At 65.8% G+C, this 17,169-nt stretch carries 16 protein-coding genes and 1 tRNA gene; 2 read left to right on the forward strand and 15 right to left on the reverse strand.

Going from position 1 to position 17,169, the window contains the following annotated elements:
* The first annotated feature begins 319 nt into the window (after positions 1–319).
* Positions 320–1,159 carry a DegV family protein gene (locus tag H7007_RS10355; protein ID WP_287155179.1) on the forward strand — a complete coding sequence of 280 codons (840 nt, stop codon included), beginning with the start codon at positions 320–322 and terminating at the stop codon, positions 1,157–1,159.
* On the opposite strand, the gene H7007_RS10360 is transcribed toward H7007_RS10355, so the two are convergent.
* From H7007_RS10360 to H7007_RS10370, 3 genes are all read right to left on the reverse strand, one after another.
* Positions 1,156–2,616 (reverse strand): MFS transporter, encoded by a 1,461-nt coding sequence (locus H7007_RS10360; RefSeq protein ID WP_287155180.1) that lies wholly within the window; start codon positions 2,614–2,616, stop codon positions 1,156–1,158. The genes H7007_RS10355 and H7007_RS10360 overlap by 4 nt on opposite strands.
* Before the next feature lie 57 nt (positions 2,617–2,673).
* Positions 2,674–3,306 (reverse strand): glycerol-3-phosphate acyltransferase, encoded by a 633-nt coding sequence (locus tag H7007_RS10365; RefSeq protein WP_287155182.1) that lies wholly within the window; start codon positions 3,304–3,306, stop codon positions 2,674–2,676.
* Between the two features lie 277 nt (positions 3,307–3,583).
* A complete protein-coding gene (locus H7007_RS10370) occupies positions 3,584–4,846 on the reverse strand; it encodes an MFS transporter (RefSeq protein ID WP_287155183.1) in 1,263 nt (420 codons plus the stop codon).
* A gap of 547 nt (positions 4,847–5,393) precedes the next feature.
* On the opposite strand from H7007_RS10370, the gene H7007_RS10375 reads away from it, so the two are divergent.
* Positions 5,394–6,278 (forward strand): alpha/beta fold hydrolase, encoded by an 885-nt coding sequence (locus H7007_RS10375; protein ID WP_287155184.1) that lies wholly within the window; start codon positions 5,394–5,396, stop codon positions 6,276–6,278.
* Between the two features lie 305 nt (positions 6,279–6,583).
* On the opposite strand, the gene H7007_RS10380 is transcribed toward H7007_RS10375, so the two are convergent.
* The 12 genes from H7007_RS10380 to H7007_RS10435 all read right to left on the reverse strand — a co-directional run bounded on the left by H7007_RS10380 (position 6,584) and on the right by H7007_RS10435 (position 17,168).
* A tRNA-Leu gene (locus H7007_RS10380) sits at positions 6,584–6,671 on the reverse strand.
* On the reverse strand, positions 6,672–7,040 hold the full coding sequence (locus tag H7007_RS10385; RefSeq protein WP_287155185.1) for a hypothetical protein: 369 nt from the start codon (positions 7,038–7,040) through the stop codon (positions 6,672–6,674). It lies immediately after the preceding tRNA gene.
* A gap of 50 nt (positions 7,041–7,090) precedes the next feature.
* The gene (gene coaBC, locus H7007_RS10390) at positions 7,091–8,308 is read right to left on the reverse strand and encodes a bifunctional phosphopantothenoylcysteine decarboxylase/phosphopantothenate--cysteine ligase CoaBC (protein WP_287155186.1); all 1,218 of its coding nucleotides are present in this window, start codon (positions 8,306–8,308) and stop codon (positions 7,091–7,093) included.
* 30 nt (positions 8,309–8,338) lie between these two features.
* Entirely contained in the window at positions 8,339–8,578 is a 240-nt protein-coding gene (gene rpoZ / locus H7007_RS10395; RefSeq protein ID WP_287155218.1) for a DNA-directed RNA polymerase subunit omega, read from the reverse strand.
* Between the two features lie 33 nt (positions 8,579–8,611).
* Positions 8,612–9,184, reverse strand: a complete 573-nt coding sequence (gene gmk / locus H7007_RS10400) for a guanylate kinase (protein WP_287155187.1) — start codon at positions 9,182–9,184, stop codon at positions 8,612–8,614.
* Positions 9,185–9,258: 74 nt separating this feature from the next.
* Entirely contained in the window at positions 9,259–9,576 is a 318-nt protein-coding gene (mihF, locus tag H7007_RS10405) for an integration host factor, actinobacterial type (RefSeq protein WP_287155188.1), read from the reverse strand.
* 88 nt (positions 9,577–9,664) lie between these two features.
* Positions 9,665–10,237, reverse strand: a complete 573-nt coding sequence (gene pyrE, locus H7007_RS10410; RefSeq protein WP_287155190.1) for an orotate phosphoribosyltransferase — start codon at positions 10,235–10,237, stop codon at positions 9,665–9,667.
* A 237-nt stretch (positions 10,238–10,474) separates the two neighbouring features.
* Positions 10,475–11,200 (reverse strand): orotidine-5'-phosphate decarboxylase, encoded by a 726-nt coding sequence (gene pyrF, locus H7007_RS10415; RefSeq protein ID WP_287155191.1) that lies wholly within the window; start codon positions 11,198–11,200, stop codon positions 10,475–10,477.
* On the reverse strand, positions 11,197–12,135 hold the full coding sequence (locus H7007_RS10420; protein WP_287155192.1) for a dihydroorotate dehydrogenase: 939 nt from the start codon (positions 12,133–12,135) through the stop codon (positions 11,197–11,199). The genes pyrF and H7007_RS10420 overlap by 4 nt, the downstream gene beginning before the upstream one ends.
* Positions 12,108–12,896, reverse strand: coding sequence for a dihydroorotate dehydrogenase electron transfer subunit (locus H7007_RS10425; protein WP_287155193.1), 789 nt, complete (start codon positions 12,894–12,896; stop codon positions 12,108–12,110). Before H7007_RS10425 ends, H7007_RS10420 begins: the two co-directional genes overlap by 28 nt.
* 3 nt (positions 12,897–12,899) lie before the next feature.
* Positions 12,900–15,782: an ATP-binding protein gene (locus tag H7007_RS10430; protein WP_287155194.1), complete on the reverse strand. Its 2,883-nt coding sequence runs from the start codon at positions 15,780–15,782 to the stop codon at positions 12,900–12,902.
* Between the two features lie 39 nt (positions 15,783–15,821).
* Entirely contained in the window at positions 15,822–17,168 is a 1,347-nt protein-coding gene (locus tag H7007_RS10435; RefSeq protein WP_287155195.1) for a dihydroorotase, read from the reverse strand.
* Position 17,169 lies beyond the last annotated feature (1 nt).

The following is a 17,169-nucleotide window of genomic DNA, read 5'->3' on the forward strand; positions in this document are numbered from 1 at the left end:
GCCCGGATATCCCCGTTTTCGATGCGCCTCCATTCCCTCCGTAAGGACCACCGCATGGCCATCCGCACGAGCATATCCTTCCCCTCCCATCTGCGCCGCGGCCAAAATATTAAGGAATGCCGCATGGCGCGATGGCCGGGGCACACCTCCCGCTCTTCATTCATGCCTGGATTTTCCAGCCTGATGGATCGGCGCCCCGGCTCCCATCGCCTTTTCCGTGGCATAAGCCCAGCCACTTTGCCCTTCCGCATCCACCGCCGGTCTGTTAAGGTAGTATCGACCGTGCACCGGACTGTTTCCCGGGGAAAGAGGGCAGGACATGAAGGTAGCCGTCGTGACCGACAGCCAGGCCTGCATCCCGGCCTCCATGGCAGAGGAGCTGGGAATAGTCGTGCTGCCATACACCCTGCAACTCGACGGCAGGCTCTACCGGGACGGCGTGGACATCACCCCCCAGGAGTTCTACGCGCGACTACCTCACCTCTCCCAGCCCGCCACCACCTCCGCCATCACTCCGGGCGCCTTCCTTGAGGCCTTCTCCGAGCTCTCCCAGAGGTATGAGGCCATCCTCGTGGTGACCATCTCCTCCACCATGAGCGCCACCTACAACAACGCCCGCCTAGCCGCGGACACCTTCCGAGAGGCCAGGGTGGAGGTGCTGGACTCCCGTACCGCGGCCATGGCGCAGGGCCTGGCCGTCCTGGAGATCGCCGACGCCGCCCGCCGGGGCGAGCCGCTGGAGGAATGCCTGCGCCTGGGACGCGAGCTCTGCTCTTCGGCCGAGCTCTTCGCCTACATCTCCACCTTCGAGTTCCTTCGCAAGAGCGGGAGGGTCAACGCCATTGCCGCCATGGCCGCCGAAGCCCTCTCCATCAAGCCGGTCTTTCGCTTCAAAGACGGGGAGGCCGCGCTGGCCTCCAGAAAACGTTCCGCGGCCAAGGCCCGCCGCTTCATAGCCGCCCGGGTCAAGGAGTTCGGCCAGCGGCGGGGACCCCTCCGCGTGGCCGTCTTCCACGCCTCCGCCCCTGAGGAGGCCGAGCAGCTGGCGGAGATGATCGGCGGGGGCACGGAGACGCGGGGGGAGATAATCGTCTCCCAGTTCACCCCGGTCATGGGGTGCCATACCGGACCGGGGGTGGTGGGGGCGGCCTTCATCTAGGCGTGGCTGGGCGGGGGAAGGCTCCGCCCCGCTCCAGCCTCCAGGTCCTCTCCCGTAACCGGCAGTCCGGCCTCGCTCTCCTCCAACCTCTGCCGTAGGGGGAGGAAGGCCACCGAGGCTATGAGTACCCCTGCGGCGAACATGGCGATGGTGGTCCCCCAGACGTGAAGGCGGAAAACGCCAAGATGGAGGCGGAAATCGCCCACCGCTCCCGCCAGGCCCGCGGCCAGCGCCGCCCCCAGCAGCAGGAAGACGCGGGATACGGAATGGAAGGCGGCGAAGGCTTTCCCTCGGTTGCGGTCCTCGATGACCTCCTGGACCATGGTGATGCCGGTGAGGAAGATGGCCGAGAAGGCGGCCCCGAACACCAGCGCCGCCAGGTAGGCCATGAACATCACCGTGAGCAGGGACATCCATATCAGCGTCCCTCCGGCGCAGAGCAACCCCAGCTTGAAGATGAACCACTTGGCCCGCACCCGGGCCAGGAACTGCAGGCCCACGATGCCCGCCAGCATGCCCAGCCCGAAAAGGGCCATGAGGAAGCCGAACTGGGTGTCGTTCCCTCTCAGCACCTCGTGCACATAGACCACTCCCACGGCGAAGAGCGCGCCGCCGCCCAGGGTGCCGGTGGCCAGAGCCGCGGTCAGGGTGCGCATGAAGCGGTTGCGAAAGGCGAAGGTGAGCACGGAGCGGAAGTCCACCCTCTCCGCCCTCTCCTGGGCCTCCCTTTCCTCCCGGGCGAGGATCAGGGGCCTGGAGATACGTTTTATCATAAGAGCGGAGAAGAAGAAGGTCAGGGCATCCGCAAGGAGCGAAAAGGCGTAGGGGTGGTCGGAGAAGAAGACCATCCCCTCCAGTCCCCGAAAGAGGGGTGAGCTCCCCACCGTGAGCAGGGCGAAGACGGCAGCGGCCAGGGGTATGGACCCGTAGGCGCTACCCAGGGTCATGGAGTTGGCCATGGTGAGGCGGTTATCCCCTTCCACCAGGTTTGGGAGGCTGGCGTCCCGGGCGGCCAGGTAGATGATGGTTATGAATTCCATGCCGAAGATGAGGACGTACAGGTAGGCCAGCGAATCCAGGACCGCCACCCACATGATGAGTAACCCCCGCAGGACGTCGCAGTAGATGAGGATCCTCTTGCGGTCCCAGCGGTCGCTTATCCAGGTGGCCACGGCACCGGAGAAGGCCGAGGGGACGACGCGGAGGACCAAAAGCCCGGCCACCGCCGCCGCGGATCGGCTACGGTTCCAGACCAGGGCCATGAGGGCGAAGGTGGCCAGCCAGTCCCCGATGGAGGATACCGACTGTCCTACCCACAGGCGGCGGAAATCCCGGTTGGCCCACAGCGCCCGCAGGTCCTCCAGCACACCGCCGGCGAGCTCTCTGGCCCCCGGCGGATGGGCTTCCCCTCTCCCGCCTGCCTCCACGCCCACCTCATTCACTGAACGACGAGGCATCCGCCACCCCGCACGTCAACCGGACGCCCTCCGGAAGTGCCTCCTCCACTGCGCGCGTCAATCCGCCTCCCGGTCATAGATGATCCGGCTCCAGAGTACCTTCCGGGGGTCCTCCCTCAATTTTTTCTTTCCCACCTCAGGGCTCCCCTGCGCGCGCCGCAGGAGCGCAAAGGCGAGCACTCCCAGGGTAAAGGCGATAAATGCCGCCGGCCTTCCCCACCGCCAGGCCAACACGGGGACCAGGAAGAGGGCCAAGAGGTTCATCTCCGCCGTGTGGCGGCTGAAGACCCCTAGGGTGAGGAAACCCACCAGCACCAGCCCTTCGTAGGGGAGGAGGATGAGAGTGCCGGTCAAGGCCATGGCCATCCCCCTCCCGCCCTGGAAACGGAGATAGAAGGGCCAGTTGTGCCCGGCGATGACCGCCAGCCCAGCGGCGGCCTGCCATGCCTCGCTCCATCCCAGGGCCCTGGCCACCAGGAGAGCTGCCGCCTCCTCCGCGCAATCGGCGAAAAAGGCCATCGCCGCCTTTCCTTTTCCCAGGTGCACGGCCAGGTTGGAGGCCCCCAGGTTCCCGCTCCCGCTGCGCCGCAGGTCCAGGCCCAATTCCTTCCTGGCCAGGATATAGGAGAGGTTCACCGTCCCCAGCAGGTAGGCGAAGATCATGTAAATGAGCTTGGACGCTGCTTTCAACTCCACCTCCCCATGCTCGCGGCACGCGGCTCGTGTATATGATAACACCCGCTGCATTGCCCCGGCACAGCACCACGGTCCCCCATGTTACGAGGGCTTTCCTCTCCGCTTCGTCCGGCCCATCCGGCGGGATCGGGGCGGGGAAGATCGCGTCTCACCGCCCCGGAGGCCCAGGCTTCTCTCCGCACCCCATCGCCCGCCCCCAACTCAAATCCGCAGGGCGCAGGACGGACCGTCCGGACCGGCTCACAAGGCGGTCGGGCACGTGAGACCTGTATCAAGCCCCCTGGGTATCCCTCGCCGAGGTGACGGCATGCCTCAAGAGAGAAGGGAACAGGACCACCGTGAGTCCGGCAGCAGTGCAAACCGAACCGCCAAGGACCAGGGTCCAGGGTATGGTTATCCGGTCGGACATGAAGCCCAGGAACATCCCGCCAAGGGGATAGAGGCCCTGGAAGACCAGGATGTAGAGGCTCATGATCCTCCCCCGCATCTCTCTCCCCACCCGGGCCTGTAACACGGTGTTGATGGCCGCGCTCATCATGAGCGAGGAGGTCCCCAGTATCACCGACAGGACCACGCACAGCCAGAATACGCGGCATACCGCCACGCCCAGAAGGGCGAGTCCCACCACGACGGCGGAGGCCTTGATGATCGCCCTCTCCGGCAGGCGGCGCCTCAGGAGGGTGACCAGAGGAGCCCCGACCGCCGCTCCCGCTCCTATGGCGCTCAGCAGCGCGCCGTATCCCCCCGAGCCGCGCATGAGCACGTCCCTGGACAAACCGGGGAGGAGCACCAGGAAGGAGAGCCCGAAGAAGGACATCACCCCCAGAAGCAGGAGCTGATTGCGGGCCCACCCCTCACCGGCGGCCAGCCTCAGGACCTCCAGGATGTGCGAACCGGTAGCCCCCGCCTTCCCCACCGGCGGGGTCTTGGTGCGCAGGAGGAGAAGGGCGGCCAATACGGCCAGAAAGCTGGCGGCGTTGACGTAGAAGGCGGTCTCGGCGCCCCATAGGTTCAGCACCAGGGCCCCCAGCAGCGGGCCCACGCACCGCGCCAGATTGAACTGGGCGGCATCCAGGGCGATCCCGTTCAGCATGTCCCGGGGAGGCACCAGGTCGGGGATGATGGACCGCCAGGCGGGGAAGTTGAAGACGAAGGCCAGCCCCATGGCCGCGGTCAAAGGGATGATGGCACCCATGGAGGAGAGGCCGGCGCGCAGGCAAAGCCCCATCCCCAACGCCCCCAACATCATGGCCGACTGGGTGGCGATTATCATCTTGCGGCGGTCCAGGCGGTCGGCCAAAGAACCCGACCACAGGACCAGTAAAAAGAGCGGCAGGAAGCTGGCCATGTTCACCGCCCCTACCCAGGTGTTGGTCCCCGTGGTCTCCTTGACGAACCATAAAAGAGCGGTGTTATGGATCCAGGTCCCCACGTTAGAGACGAAAGCCCCGGACCAGAGAAGCCGGAAATCGCGGTGGCGGAAGGAGGCCAGTGCCCCACCCGCCTCCCCGCTCCCTCCAGCAGAAGTGACCATGTCCTTCCCCATAGCTCCGATCGCGCCCCTTAAGTCTCTCCCGCACGCCCTTTCCGGCATGCCGGTTTAACCTATTTTACATTCCGCGGTAACACATCCGACCAGGAGGCTACGGTCCGGACTGTACCTCAGAGGCAGAAACGGCGGTTCTCTTCCCGTTATGGAGGGCCTTCCCCGGTCCGGCTTCGATACGCCGATGGAATTCCGTTCCGGCGGGCACGGCTCCCGGCGACACCGCCGCGAGAATACGCCGCTCCTCAGAATTAGTGGAACGGCGGTTCTCCCCCCGCTATGGATAGGTAACTTTCGGCCCCTCTTAAATGCGCTGACGGAATTTCGGTCCGGCGGGCACGGCTCCCGGCGACACCGCCGCGAGAATACGCCGCTCCTCAGGCGGGTTGATAAAATGAATGGGACGTGACGACGCAAACCCTGGCCACAGGAAGGGTACCGCGGAAAGGCGTTCGACGCCCGTGTGCGTTTCTGCCTTACGGTCGGGGAGCTCGGGATTACGGTCAGGGGGAGTTCGGGAACCAAGGAGGTAGCGATGGGCGAGGAGTCATGGGAGCACCGTTATGCTCACGTCAACAACCTGCGCATGCATTACGTGACCGCCGGTGAGGGGCCGCTGGTACTCCTCCTGCACGGTTTTCCGGAGTTCTGGTACTCGTGGAGGCACCAGATACCGGCGCTGGCGGAGAGGTTCCGGGTCGTGGCCCCGGACATGCGGGGCTACAACCAGACCGAGAAACCCGTGGGCGTGATGCACTACCGCCTCTCCGCCCTCATGGAGGACGTACGCGGGCTCATCCGCCACCTGGGGGAGATAAGCGCGGTGCTGGTGGCCCACGACTGGGGAGGTGGAGTGGCCTGGCCGTTCGCCGCCCGTTACCCGGAGATGGTGGACCGCCTTATTATCCTCAACTGCCCCCCGCCGTCGGTGCTCATACGCCACCTCATGACCAACCGCGCGCAGCTCCGGCGTTCCTACTACATGTTCCTGTTCCAGATCCCCATCCTACCAGAGCTGGCGCTCCGCGCCTTCGACTACCGCCTGGTGGAGAAGGCCTTCCGCGGCTGGCTGCTGGACAAGGATGCCCTGACCGAGCGGGACATCGCCATGTTCAAGGAGGCGGCGGCCAAGCCGGGGGCCCTCACGGGGGGCATCAACTACTACCGGGCCGCGTTCCGCCAGTTCCTGCGCGCTCCGCGCGCCGCATCTTCCACCCGGGCCAAGGTCCGCTGCCCCACCCTGGTCATATGGGGCGAGGAGGACCGGGCCCTGGGGAAGGAGCTCACCTACGACTTCCAGGAAGAAGTGGAGGGTCCCCTGACCATAAAATACATTCCCCGGTGCAGCCACTGGGTGCAGCAGGAGAGGCCCGAGGAGGTCAACTCCCTGATCCTGGAATTCCTGTCCGACTACCATTAAGACGGGTCGCCTTCGCCGGAAGCGGGAGAGGGGCACTAACCCGCCTCCCGGCCTTTTCCCGGAGAGAGTGGAAGGAGCCCAGGGAAGGGAGGCTCCCGTATGCGAGGGAGGCCCGGAAAAACGTGGGCCAGGCTGGAAGGCCGGTCTCATGCCCCTGCAAGCGCCTGACCTAACGCTTCCCCAGGGACATGCTTGACCACGGACGGCGTACTAACCCCCCTCCCCCGGACGGCACCCCTTGCCTATCCTTTTTAGGGTCCACCTTCCTTAAAATCGATACCCCGGCGCTTGCCGGGGTCTTAACCTGGTGTCGGAGGGGGGACTTGAACCCCCATGAGGAAGCTCCTCACTAGGCCCTCAACCTAGCGCGTCTACCGATTCCGCCACTCCGACCTAAAAGCCACGCTCCTCGGAAGGAGGTCTTTTTTCCGCTACCTCCTCCGCCTTTATCCTCCGGTTCCGAAAACCAGTATATATCCTATTTCTCCTGGGGTCCACAATCCTGGAGGCATAAAATATGTCTTTCGAGATGCGCCCGTATTTCCCCACCACCTCCACGCGGTCCCCGTCATCGAGAGGGGGAGGGAAACGGAAACCGCGGTAGAACCAGACCTTGGTGGTCTTCCCGTCCTCCTCCACCAGGTCGAAGTTTATATCAAAGGTCAGGGTCTTGGAGCGGCGGTTGGCCTTGCGGGGAAGCAGGGTAGGAAGCGGATAGGTGGAGACATTGAGTACTATCCCCCTCTTCACCAGCTTTGCCACCTCATCTCCTCCAACGCCCGCTCGTAACCAAAGGGAACGGTTTTTTATCGTCATGTCTGGGCAGGGACTTGACCTCCAACGCTACCCAGTAAGTCGGACACCGCCTTCCATATCCGCAATGCCAGTTCTCTCTTGGGCATGACGTCCAGCTCCTCCTCCCTGCCATCCCGGAAGAGGATAACCGCTTGGTTGAGGTCGGAATCGAAGCCCAAACCCGGCCTGGACACGTCGTTGGCCACCAGGATATCCACGCCCTTGTCATCCAATTTCTTCCTGGCCTTCTCAAGTAAATCCCCCGTCTCGGCGGCAAAACCCACGAGTACCTGCCCTGGTGACCTCCGGGCACATAGTTCGCCCAGGATGTCCGGTGTGGGTACCAGTTCCACGGTCAGACCTTCCCTTCCACCACGTTTTATCTTCTCCTCACTTTTACGGGCGGGGGTGAAATCGGCCACCGCGGCGGCCATCACCACTGCCGAACAGCCCGCGAAACGGGAGAGGACCTCCCGGCGCATCTCCTCCGCCGTCTCCACCATGACCCTCTCCACCCCCGGCGGGGCCGGGAGAGAGGTGGGACCGCTTACCAGCACGACCTCGGCCCCCAGCTCCCGTGCCGTCTCGGCCAGCGCATGCCCCATCTTGCCGCTGGAACGGTTACCGATGAAACGGACGGGGTCCAGAGGCTCGCGCGTCCCTCCCGCAGTCACCAGGACGCGGTGCCCCGAGAGGTCTCCTCTAAGTCCCAGGATGTGCAGGGCGGCCTCCACTATGGCCGGAGGCTCCGCCATGCGACCCTCCCCCTCCTCCCCGCAGGCTAGGGCGCCGCTCTCCGGGCCCACCACGTGAACTCCTCTCTCCCGCAGTTTCCTCAGGTTGTCCTGAGTGGCGGGATGGCGGTACATCTCCCGGTTCATGGCCGGAGCCACCAGGACCGGAGCCCGTGTGGCCAGGAGGGTGGTGGACAGCAGGTCGTCCGCCAGGCCGTGCGCCATCTTGGCCAGGATGTTGGCCGTGGCCGGCGCCACCACCACCAAATCGGCCGCCCTGGCCAGGGAGATGTGCTCCATGGCCGGTCCCGGAGCGTCGAAAAGGCGCACGGAGACGGGATTACCGGAAACGGCGCGAAAGGTGTCCGGCCCCACCAACCGGGTGGCGTGCTCGGTCATTATCACGCGCACGTCCAACCCCCTCTCCGCCAGGCGGCGCACCACCTCCACCGCCTTGTAAGCGGCGATGCCACCGGTCACCCCGAAAACGACGCAGGTCATGAGATCGAACGATCCCCCTGTGCGGTACCCTTACTTGGTCCCGTCGTCCGGCACCTCGAACTCCAGCTTCTCCTGGGCGATCTCCTCCAGGGCCAGGGTCAGTGCCTTGTTGGAAGCCGAGGCCACTTGGGGGCCTGCCTCCCTCCCCAGCCCGTCTCCCAGGTGGCGGAAGTAATTGTTTATCTGCCGCGCCCGCTTGGCGGCGGCGATGGTCAATCCGAACCGGGAATTGTTCATCGCCCTTAAAAGGTCGTCGATCTTGGTCTTCATCAGTGCCACAACGCTTACCTCCCGTCTTCTTTTTTATGTTTCCGTTGAGGAAGACTCACTCTCATATATAGCACAAAGCTCCTCCACGGCGCGCTGCAACTCGTCATTCACCACCACGTGCCGGAAACCGTCCTTCTCACCGCTCTCCCGTACCGCGTTGCGCAGCCTCCGGCGTATCTCTTCCTCGCTCTCCGTCCCCCGGCGGCGAAGCCTCTCCTCAAGTGCCTCCAGGGAAGGGGGCTCCACGAAGACGGTCACCGCATCGGGCACCCTCTCCCTTACCTGCCGGGCTCCCTGCACGTCTATCTCTAGGATGACGTCATATCCTCTATCCAGCCACTCCTCCACGTCGCGGCGGGGGGTACCGTAGAGGTTGCCGTGTACCTCCGCCCACTCCAGGAACTCGCCCTCGCCGGCCCTTCTGAGGAACTCCTCGCGGTCCAGGAAATGGTATTCCACTCCTTCTCTTTCCCCGGGACGGGGATCGCGAGTGGTGGCGGAAACGGACAGGCGAGCCCGTGGATAGCGCTTAAGGAGCTCGGCGACAAGGGTACCTTTCCCCGCGCCGGAAGGTCCGGCGACGACGAAAAGGCGTCCGCGTCGCATTATATCTCCTGTCGAATTGGACTTGACGGCGTGGAACCCGGTTCCCGCCGCGACAGGCCTTGCGATGTCGCCTGTCAGGAAAATCTTTCCTTCAAGGCCTGGACCTGCTTGGGACCCAGACCCTTTACGCGGCGTGTCTCGCTGATGCCTATCTCCTCCATGATCTTCGCGGCGCGCGCCTTCCCCACGCCGGGGAGGGACTCGATGACCGATCTCACGGTCATCTTCCCGTAGGTATCGTCATCGGCCTTGGCCAGGACCTCGCTGACCTTCAGTTTGCCTTCCTTGAGCGACTTCTTGATTTCCGCCCTCTCCTTCCTGACCTTCGCCGCCTTCTCCAGGGCTACCTTCCGCTGTTCCGCCGTCAATTCCGGGAGCTTCTGGTTGGCCATCATATCCCTCCTCAGGTCACATCCTCCCTACGCCGATGTCCAGATAAGTATAAACCCCCTCCTCCGGCCCCACAACAGCGGTAACGCCTCACGTCAGGTGCCTGCTTCCGGGAGCCTCCAGCTCCAGGCCTTCCCGGCAGAGGGGACACGCATCGGGCTCCCACACCGGCGCCTCCAGGCGCAACAATACCTTCTTGGGGACCCCGAAATCGCGGTCCTCCCCCCTCTCGATAATCGCCCCCAGGCCGGCAGTAACGCCTCCTTTGGACTCCACGAGCTCCATCAGCTCCCGTACCGAGCTCCCGGTGGTGATGACGTCCTCGACGATGAGGGCCCTCTCCCCTCTCTGCAGGGTCTGTCCCCGGCGCAGCGCCAAGCGTCCGTTCTCCCTCTCGGCGAAGACCATCCTCCGGCGCATGGCCATGGCCACCATGTAGCCGATGATGATGCCGCCAAGTGCGGGGCTGACCACCACGTCCACCGGTAGCCCCGCGAAACCCCGGGCCAGCTCGTCGGCCAGGCTCTCCGCCAGATGAGGATGCTGCAGGACGCGAGCGCATTGCACATAGGTGTCGCTGTGCAACCCCGAGGAGAGCAGGAAATGGCCCTTCTGCACCGCCCTCTCCCTCTCCAGGATCTCCAGCACCTCCCACTGGTTCATTTCCCACCCTCCTGTTCAACGGTCCTCCGCCGCTCCTTGAGATCCATGCCCCAAACGCATTGCAGAGGCGTGGAGTCTCACGGTCCCGGCCTTCTCGGTACCAGGCCTCCAATGTTTATCGGCACATTCAAAGGTTTCAGGCCGCTCCTCGTGACAAGTGCTACCGGTGCGCCTAGGTGAGGCCTCTCCGCTTCACATCCCGCTCCGGGCTTCCGCCGCCCTCATCCCTATTCATCCCTATGATAAACCAATCTCCCTCCGCAGGGCCCGAAGCGCCTCCAGGGGTCGGGGTTGTCCGGTGACCGCCCTTCCCACGACCAGGTAATCCGCTCCCGCCCGGAGGGCCGCGCCCGGAGTGGCCGTCCTGGCCTGGTCATGAGTTTCGGCACCTTGCAGCCGGATTCCCGGCGTGACCAGCAGGGGGCCCTCTCCCAACTCCCGCCGGAGCTCCGCCACCTCAGCCGGCGAGCAGACCAACCCGTCAAGCCCGCAGGAGACGCCCATCCTGGCAAGCCGGAGCACGATCTCCGACACACCGCCTCTCCAGCCCATCTCCTCGAGGTCCCCGTCCTCCAGGCTGGTGAGCACGGTGACCCCGATAAGCAGCGGGGTCCCTCCCGCCCTTCCCCCGTTCTCGTGGGCGGCGCGTACCGCGGCTTCCAGCATCTTCCTCCCACCGCAGAGGTGGACGGTGAGCATGTCCACCCTCCAGCGGGCCAGCGCCCTCACCGCCCCGCTCACCGTGTTGGGTATGTCATGGAGCTTGAGGTCGGCAAAGACCCGAAAACCCCTCTCCCTCATCTCCCGGAACAGAACCGGGCCGAAGCGCGTGTAGGCCTCCAGGCCCACCTTCACCGTTTCCACCTCCCCCCGGACCATCTCGGCAAGCGCTTCCAGTCTTTCCCATTCCGAGACGTCCAGGGCCAGGATGAGCGGATCCCCAACGCGGCGCGCGGCCGTCATCCCCAACCCCTCCTGCGCAGCAAGCCCACCATGTCCGGGACCCTTCGGTAACCCTTCCACCGCATGAAACCCGCCAGTTCCTCCGCCAGGCGCGGCACGGCACGGGGATCGACGAGGTTCAGGGTGCCCACGGCCACCGCCGCGGCCCCGGCCATGAGCATCTCCACGGCGTCGCTGCAGGACCATATCCCCCCCATGCCGATGACCGGCAGGTCCACCGCGCCCGAGGCCTCCCAGACCGCGTGCACGGCCACGGGATGGATGGCGGGGCCGGAAAGCCCGCCGGTGACGTTCCCCAGGCGAGGGCGACACCTCTCCACGTCCACGGCCATGGCGGGTAGGGTGTTGATGAGGCTTAACCCGTCGGCTCCGGCCTCCGCCACGGCCAGGGCCGTCTCCCGCATGGCACCCGGCAGCGGGGGGAGTTTCACGAAAAGCGGGATGTCCACGACCTCCCGCACGCGAGCCACCAGCTCGGCCGCCTCACGGGGTCGGCGAGAGAAATAAGCTCCTCCTTTCTCCACGTTGGGACAGGAGATGTTGAGCTCCACCGCGGCAGCCAGACCGGAGCGGGAGACCGCTTCCGCCACCTCCACATACTCCCGGGCGCTGAAGCCGGCCACGTTCACCCACACCGGGACGTCGAAGCGGGAGAGCCAGGGCAGGTCCTCGGCCAGGAACCTCTCCAGGCCCTTGTTCTCCAGCCCAATGGAGTTCAACATACCCGAGGGGGTCTCCCAGAGCCGGGGAGGAGGGTTCCCCGGGCAGGGCTCGAGGGTCACCGCCTTGGTCATCAGTCCTCCCAGGGCGTTGAGGTCCACCAGCTCGGACATCTCCCTCCCGTTGCCGAAGGTCCCCGAGCAGACCAGGAAGGGGTTCTTGAGGGAGATCCCTGCCAGTTCCACCCTCAGATCGATTCCATCATCCGCTTCCAATCCAGTTCCTCCGCTCTAAAGACGGGCCCGTCCCGGCAGGCCGCCAGGTAGCCCCCCGGAGGCTCCACGGCGGGCACCGCACATCCCCGGCAGGCACCGAGGCCGCAGGCCATCCTCTCCTCCACGCTCACCTGGAGGGAAGGGAGGCCTGCAGCGGAAAGACGCTCCGTAAGGGCCACAAGCATGGACCGCGGCCCGCAGGCATAGAAAAGGTGGGTCCCGGGGGTCATCTCCGGGGAGAGGAGCTCGAGCACCGTTCCCTCCTTACCCCTCGAACCATCCGCGGTGGCGATGTGGAGGTCGAACTCCTCACCCAGCGACTCGGGAAGGCTACCGTATTCCGTCCCCTTCTCCATTCCCCAGAGGAGGGTCACCTTCCCTCCCCTCTCCGTCAGCCGGCGCCCGAGGTAGGCCAGTGGCGCAACACCGATCCCCCCGGCGAGCAGCACGTGTTCTCCCCCTCCGGTGAGGTCGAAACCCCTTCCCAGAGGCCCCAGGATGTCCAGCTCGTCTCCTCGTCTCCTCCGGCGCAACCAGGCCGTTCCTCCTCCCACCTCCCTCACCAGCACGGAGGCAATCCCTCCCTCATGGCGGAAGACACTGAAGGGGCGGCGGATTATCCTCCCCCCTCCGCCACAGAGGAGGTGGACGAACTGGCCCGGAAGGGGCGAGAAACCGTCTCCGACTCGGAAGACCACCTCGGAGGCGCAGCCGTAATCCCGCCTCTCCAGCACCGTCGACCGGAAGGCCAGCGGGGGCAAATCTCACCCTCCCCTCGCCGCCGCGAAACCCAATACCGGGATGCCTTCCGGCCGCAAGGGCCAGCCCCCGGTCCCTGCGACACGCATTCCCCTCACCAGGGCCAGGGCCACCTCCATGTCCGTAAGACAGGGGATACCGTGGCGGGCGGCGTCCTCCCGTATGTAAAAGCCGTCCGAATGCGGATGCCTTCCGCGAGGGACGTTGACCACCAACTGTATCTCCCCGTTGCGCAAAAGGTCGAGCACGTTGGGCCGCCCCTCGCGGAGCTTGTTGACCTCCTCCACCTCCATTCCCGCCGCACGGAGGGCCCGAGCCGTTCCGCGGGTGGCTGCCAGCCGGTAACCGGCCTCCACCAGTTCCCTACCCAGAAGGACCGCCCTCCTCTTCTCCCGGTTGGCCACGCTCAGAAGGACGCGTCCACCGGGGGAGGGGCGCATCCCCAAGCCGCTGAGGATCTTGGCCAGGGCATCCCCCGGGTTCTCGCCCACTCCCATGACCTCGCCGGTACGCCTGCGGCAGGTGTTGAGGAGGAGGTCCTCCCCGGCTATCAGTCCAAGGGGTGAGATGGGATAGCGTACTGCGCTCCCCTTTCCCGCGAGCTCCGCGGCGGGCGCTTCTTCCCCGAGAAGGGCTCCCAGGGCGAGCTCCGCAAGGTCCAGGGAGGAGGCCCTGGTCAGAAAGGGCACCAGCTCGGACGTGCCCGGCGATAGGTCCCAGACCCTCATCTCCCCTCCCTCCACCTCCAGGCGGAGGGAGACGCCGCCGCTCCAACCGGTCGTCCGCAACGTTTCCTCCACGACCTCCCGCAACCTCGCATACTGCTGGGAGGTCAGGTGGAGCGGCGGGTACACGGACGGCCCTTCCCCAGCATCGCCGCCGGGACCCTGCAAGCTCTGCCAGGCCAGCATGCAGGTCAACCTTCCCTCCCGTGCCACCGCTTCCACCAGCACCTCAAGGGAATCCTCCCTCAACTCCCTCAGGACCGGGTAGGCCTGCCTGTGCGCGGCCAGGTACTCCGCGGCCTCCCCTGCCGCGTAGCAGACCCTCTTGGCCGTCTCCTCCATTCCCGCCAAGAGGGTCAGGTGGACGGGAAACCTGCAGGTGCGCAGGAAATCCTCCGCCTCCTCACGCCCGCAGGCGAAGCCCGGTAGGGGCAGCCCGGAGGAACGCAACCGCCTGAGGATCATGGGTAGGTCCCCCCCTTCCGGCCACCCCCCGACCACCTCCACGTCCCCGCCATCCAGCGCCGTACGCCGCGCCAGCTCCATGGCCTCCCCTCCCCCGAAATGGGGGCACAGTTTCCGGGTACTTGCCCTCCGCAACGCCTCCCTCAAACCATGCGGGGTGGGAGGACCCAGGAAGACCGCATCCGCTTCCCCGGCCAGAAAGAGGCCGAGACCCGGGTCGCCCACGTAGGCTGCCGCGCTTCCTCCCCGGGACCTCCAGGCGAGCAGCGCCCGGTAGAGGTTGAAGTGCAGCTCTTGGCCGCTTCCCGGGCGCGTACTCCCCGCGGCGAGGAAGACCATGCGCCTCTGCCCTGTGTCCTCTCCCGAGACATTGAGACACAGGGCGACTTCCTCCTCCCCTTCCCTTTGCGGATCGGCTTTCCCCCCGGCCCCCGAGCGCGCCGCTGTCCTCTTAACCGCCCGCCGCCCATCCGCTTGCTTCGCCAGCTCCTCGAGAGCCTCGCGGGTGCTGCCCCGGAAACCCGCGTCCTCCTCCATTAGGCGCAGGGCACGGCGGGCCGCCCCTGCGACGTCTCTTCCCCACAGCACGGTCCTCCCCACCGAGCGGCAACCCAGGGAAAGGTGGCCCTGCCCTCCCTCTTCCTCGGGATAGAAAAAGCGCGGCAGGTAGAGGAAAGTCTCCCGGGCCTCCCGTTCAATGGCGATGTCCTCCACCTTTCCGCCGCAGAGCAGATCGACGTGCGCGCTCACCAGGTCGATGCCCATGGCCAACTCGAGGAGGGGGGTCGCTCTCCTCGGCCCGGCGTTCACGTCCAGGACGTAGGCGTCCACAGTCTCCGGGTTGACCGCCACCTTCACTTCCGCCAGCCCGACCACGCCGAGAAGTCCCGCCACTTTCCTGGAAATCTCCCCCAGGGCATAGAGGAGCTCCCCACAGGGAAGCGGCGGCACGGCGATCACCGCATCCTCCTCGTGGAGGGGCAGGGGCTCCAGTTGCTCGACGATCCCCGCGGCCACCGACCCTCCACGAGCGTCCCTCAAGGCGCAGACAACGTACTTCTTCCATCCCCCCAGGTATTCCTCCAGCAACACCTCGTTCCCCGGGCTCTCCCGGCTGGCCTCCATGAAAAGGGAGGGCAGCTCCTCCCGATTGAAGGCCACGCCGGCTCCCCACCCGCCGCTGGAGAAATGGGGGCGCACAACCAGCGGAAAACCGAGCTGTGATGCGGCCTCCTGAGCCTCCCGCAGACTTGACGCCGTCCGGAAGGCAGGGTTGTTCATCCCGCCTTCCTCCAATATCTCCCGCAGAAGGGAGCGGTCCCCGCAGGCCCAGAGCACCCGGTCCCGGACATCGGCGATCTCCAGCCCCGTCCGGTCTAAGTATCCCTCCGCCGCCAGCTCCCTGGCCAGGGTCCAGCCCCTGCGTCCCGCCGTGCCCAACCACAGGGATGAAGCACCGCATACCTCAGCCACCACGGCCACCACCTCGGGTAGAGGCGGCTCCAGGAAAAGCTCCCCCTCGCCGCCTGCCGCATCCATGAGGGTGGCCGGGTTGTCTTCCAGGACCGCGACCCGTAAGCCCCTCCTGCGCAGGCAGCGGCATATCCTCGCCGCGAGGTATTGAAACCCACTTCCCTGGTCCAGGGTAAGCGCTCCGGGACCCACGGCCAGCACCTTTCCGCTAACCCCCTCTTTCAACCCCTTACCCCCTCGTCTCTCAGCCCACACCGGGAGATCTCAAGCCTTTTCGCTCACCTTCTCGCCCCGGGGGTGCGCTCGTCCCCACTCCGTTGCGTAGTGGACGACCTTTCCCCCTTTGATGGTCATGAGCACCCTTCCCCTCACCCTCCAGCCGTGGAAAGGGCAGTTCCTTCCCCGCGAGGCGAAGGCATGGGCATCGATGACCCATTCCCTCGCCGTATCCAATAGCACGAGGTCCGCCCTGGCCCCAGCGCGTATCCCCTCACCGTAATCCGGAGGTTCCAGCCCCACGGCCCTTGCCGGGCCCAGGGTCAGCCTCTCGATGAGCACCGGCAGCTCCAGCTCCCCCTTCTCCACCAGCTCCGTGTACAGCACCGGGAAGGCGCTCTCCATCCCCACCATACCGAAGGGAGCGTAGTCGAACTCCCTCTCCTTCTCCTCCGGGGAATGGGGGGCGTGGTCCGTGGCCACCGCGTCCAGGGTACCGTCGGCCAGGGCTCGGCGCAGCTCGCTGACGTCCTCCGGCGTACGCAGGGGGGGATTGACCTTGTACACCGTGTCGTAATCGCGGATGTCCCTCTCGCTGAGTACCAGATGATGGGGGGTAGCATCTGCGGTCACCCTCACCCCCCGCTCCTTGGCCTCCCGGAGCAGGCGCACCGACCCGGCGGTGCTCAGGTGGGTGAGGTGTAGGCGCGCCCCCGTCTCCTCGGCGAGCAGGATATCACGGGCCACCATGACCTCCTCGGCGAGAGCCGGGATGCCCCGCAGCCCCAGCGTGAAGGAGACCCGGCCCTCGTTGACCTGGCCTCCCCGGGAGAGGTCGACATCCTCCGGGTGGGAGATGACGACCCCTCCGAACTTGCGGACGTACTGCAGGGCACGCCTCATGAGGCCGGAGTCGGCCACGGCGTCCCCGTCGTCGGAGAAAGCCCTCACCCGGGCCGCGCTGGCGTACATGAGCCCCATCTCCGCCAGCTCTTTCCCCTCCCTACCCCGGGTGAGGCAGCCCACGGGGAAGAGGTCCGCCAGCCCCAGCCCACGAGACCGCAGTACCAGGTCCTCCACCAGAGCGGCATTGTCCAAAGGGGGGTCGGTGTTGGGCATGCAGCAAACCGCGGTGAACCCGCCGCGCACCGCGGCCTTCAGCCCGCTCTCCAGGGTCTCCTCGTCCTCCCTCCCCGGGTCCCTGAGGTGCACGTGCATGTCCAGAAACCCGGGGGCGAGCACCAGCCCCTCCGCCTCCAGGACCTCCCGGCTCTCCGTGGAAAGCCCCCTCCCCACCTCGGATACCCGACCCCGGGATATGGCCACGTCAAGCACTCCGTCCAGGTTCTGGAAGGGGTCTATCACCCGCGCCCCGCGAATCAGCAGCTCCGCCAAT

Source organism: Candidatus Solincola tengchongensis, from assembly GCF_015711935.1.
Taxonomy (GTDB): domain Bacteria; phylum Actinomycetota; class Geothermincolia; order Geothermincolales; family RBG-13-55-18; genus Solincola_A; species Solincola_A tengchongensis.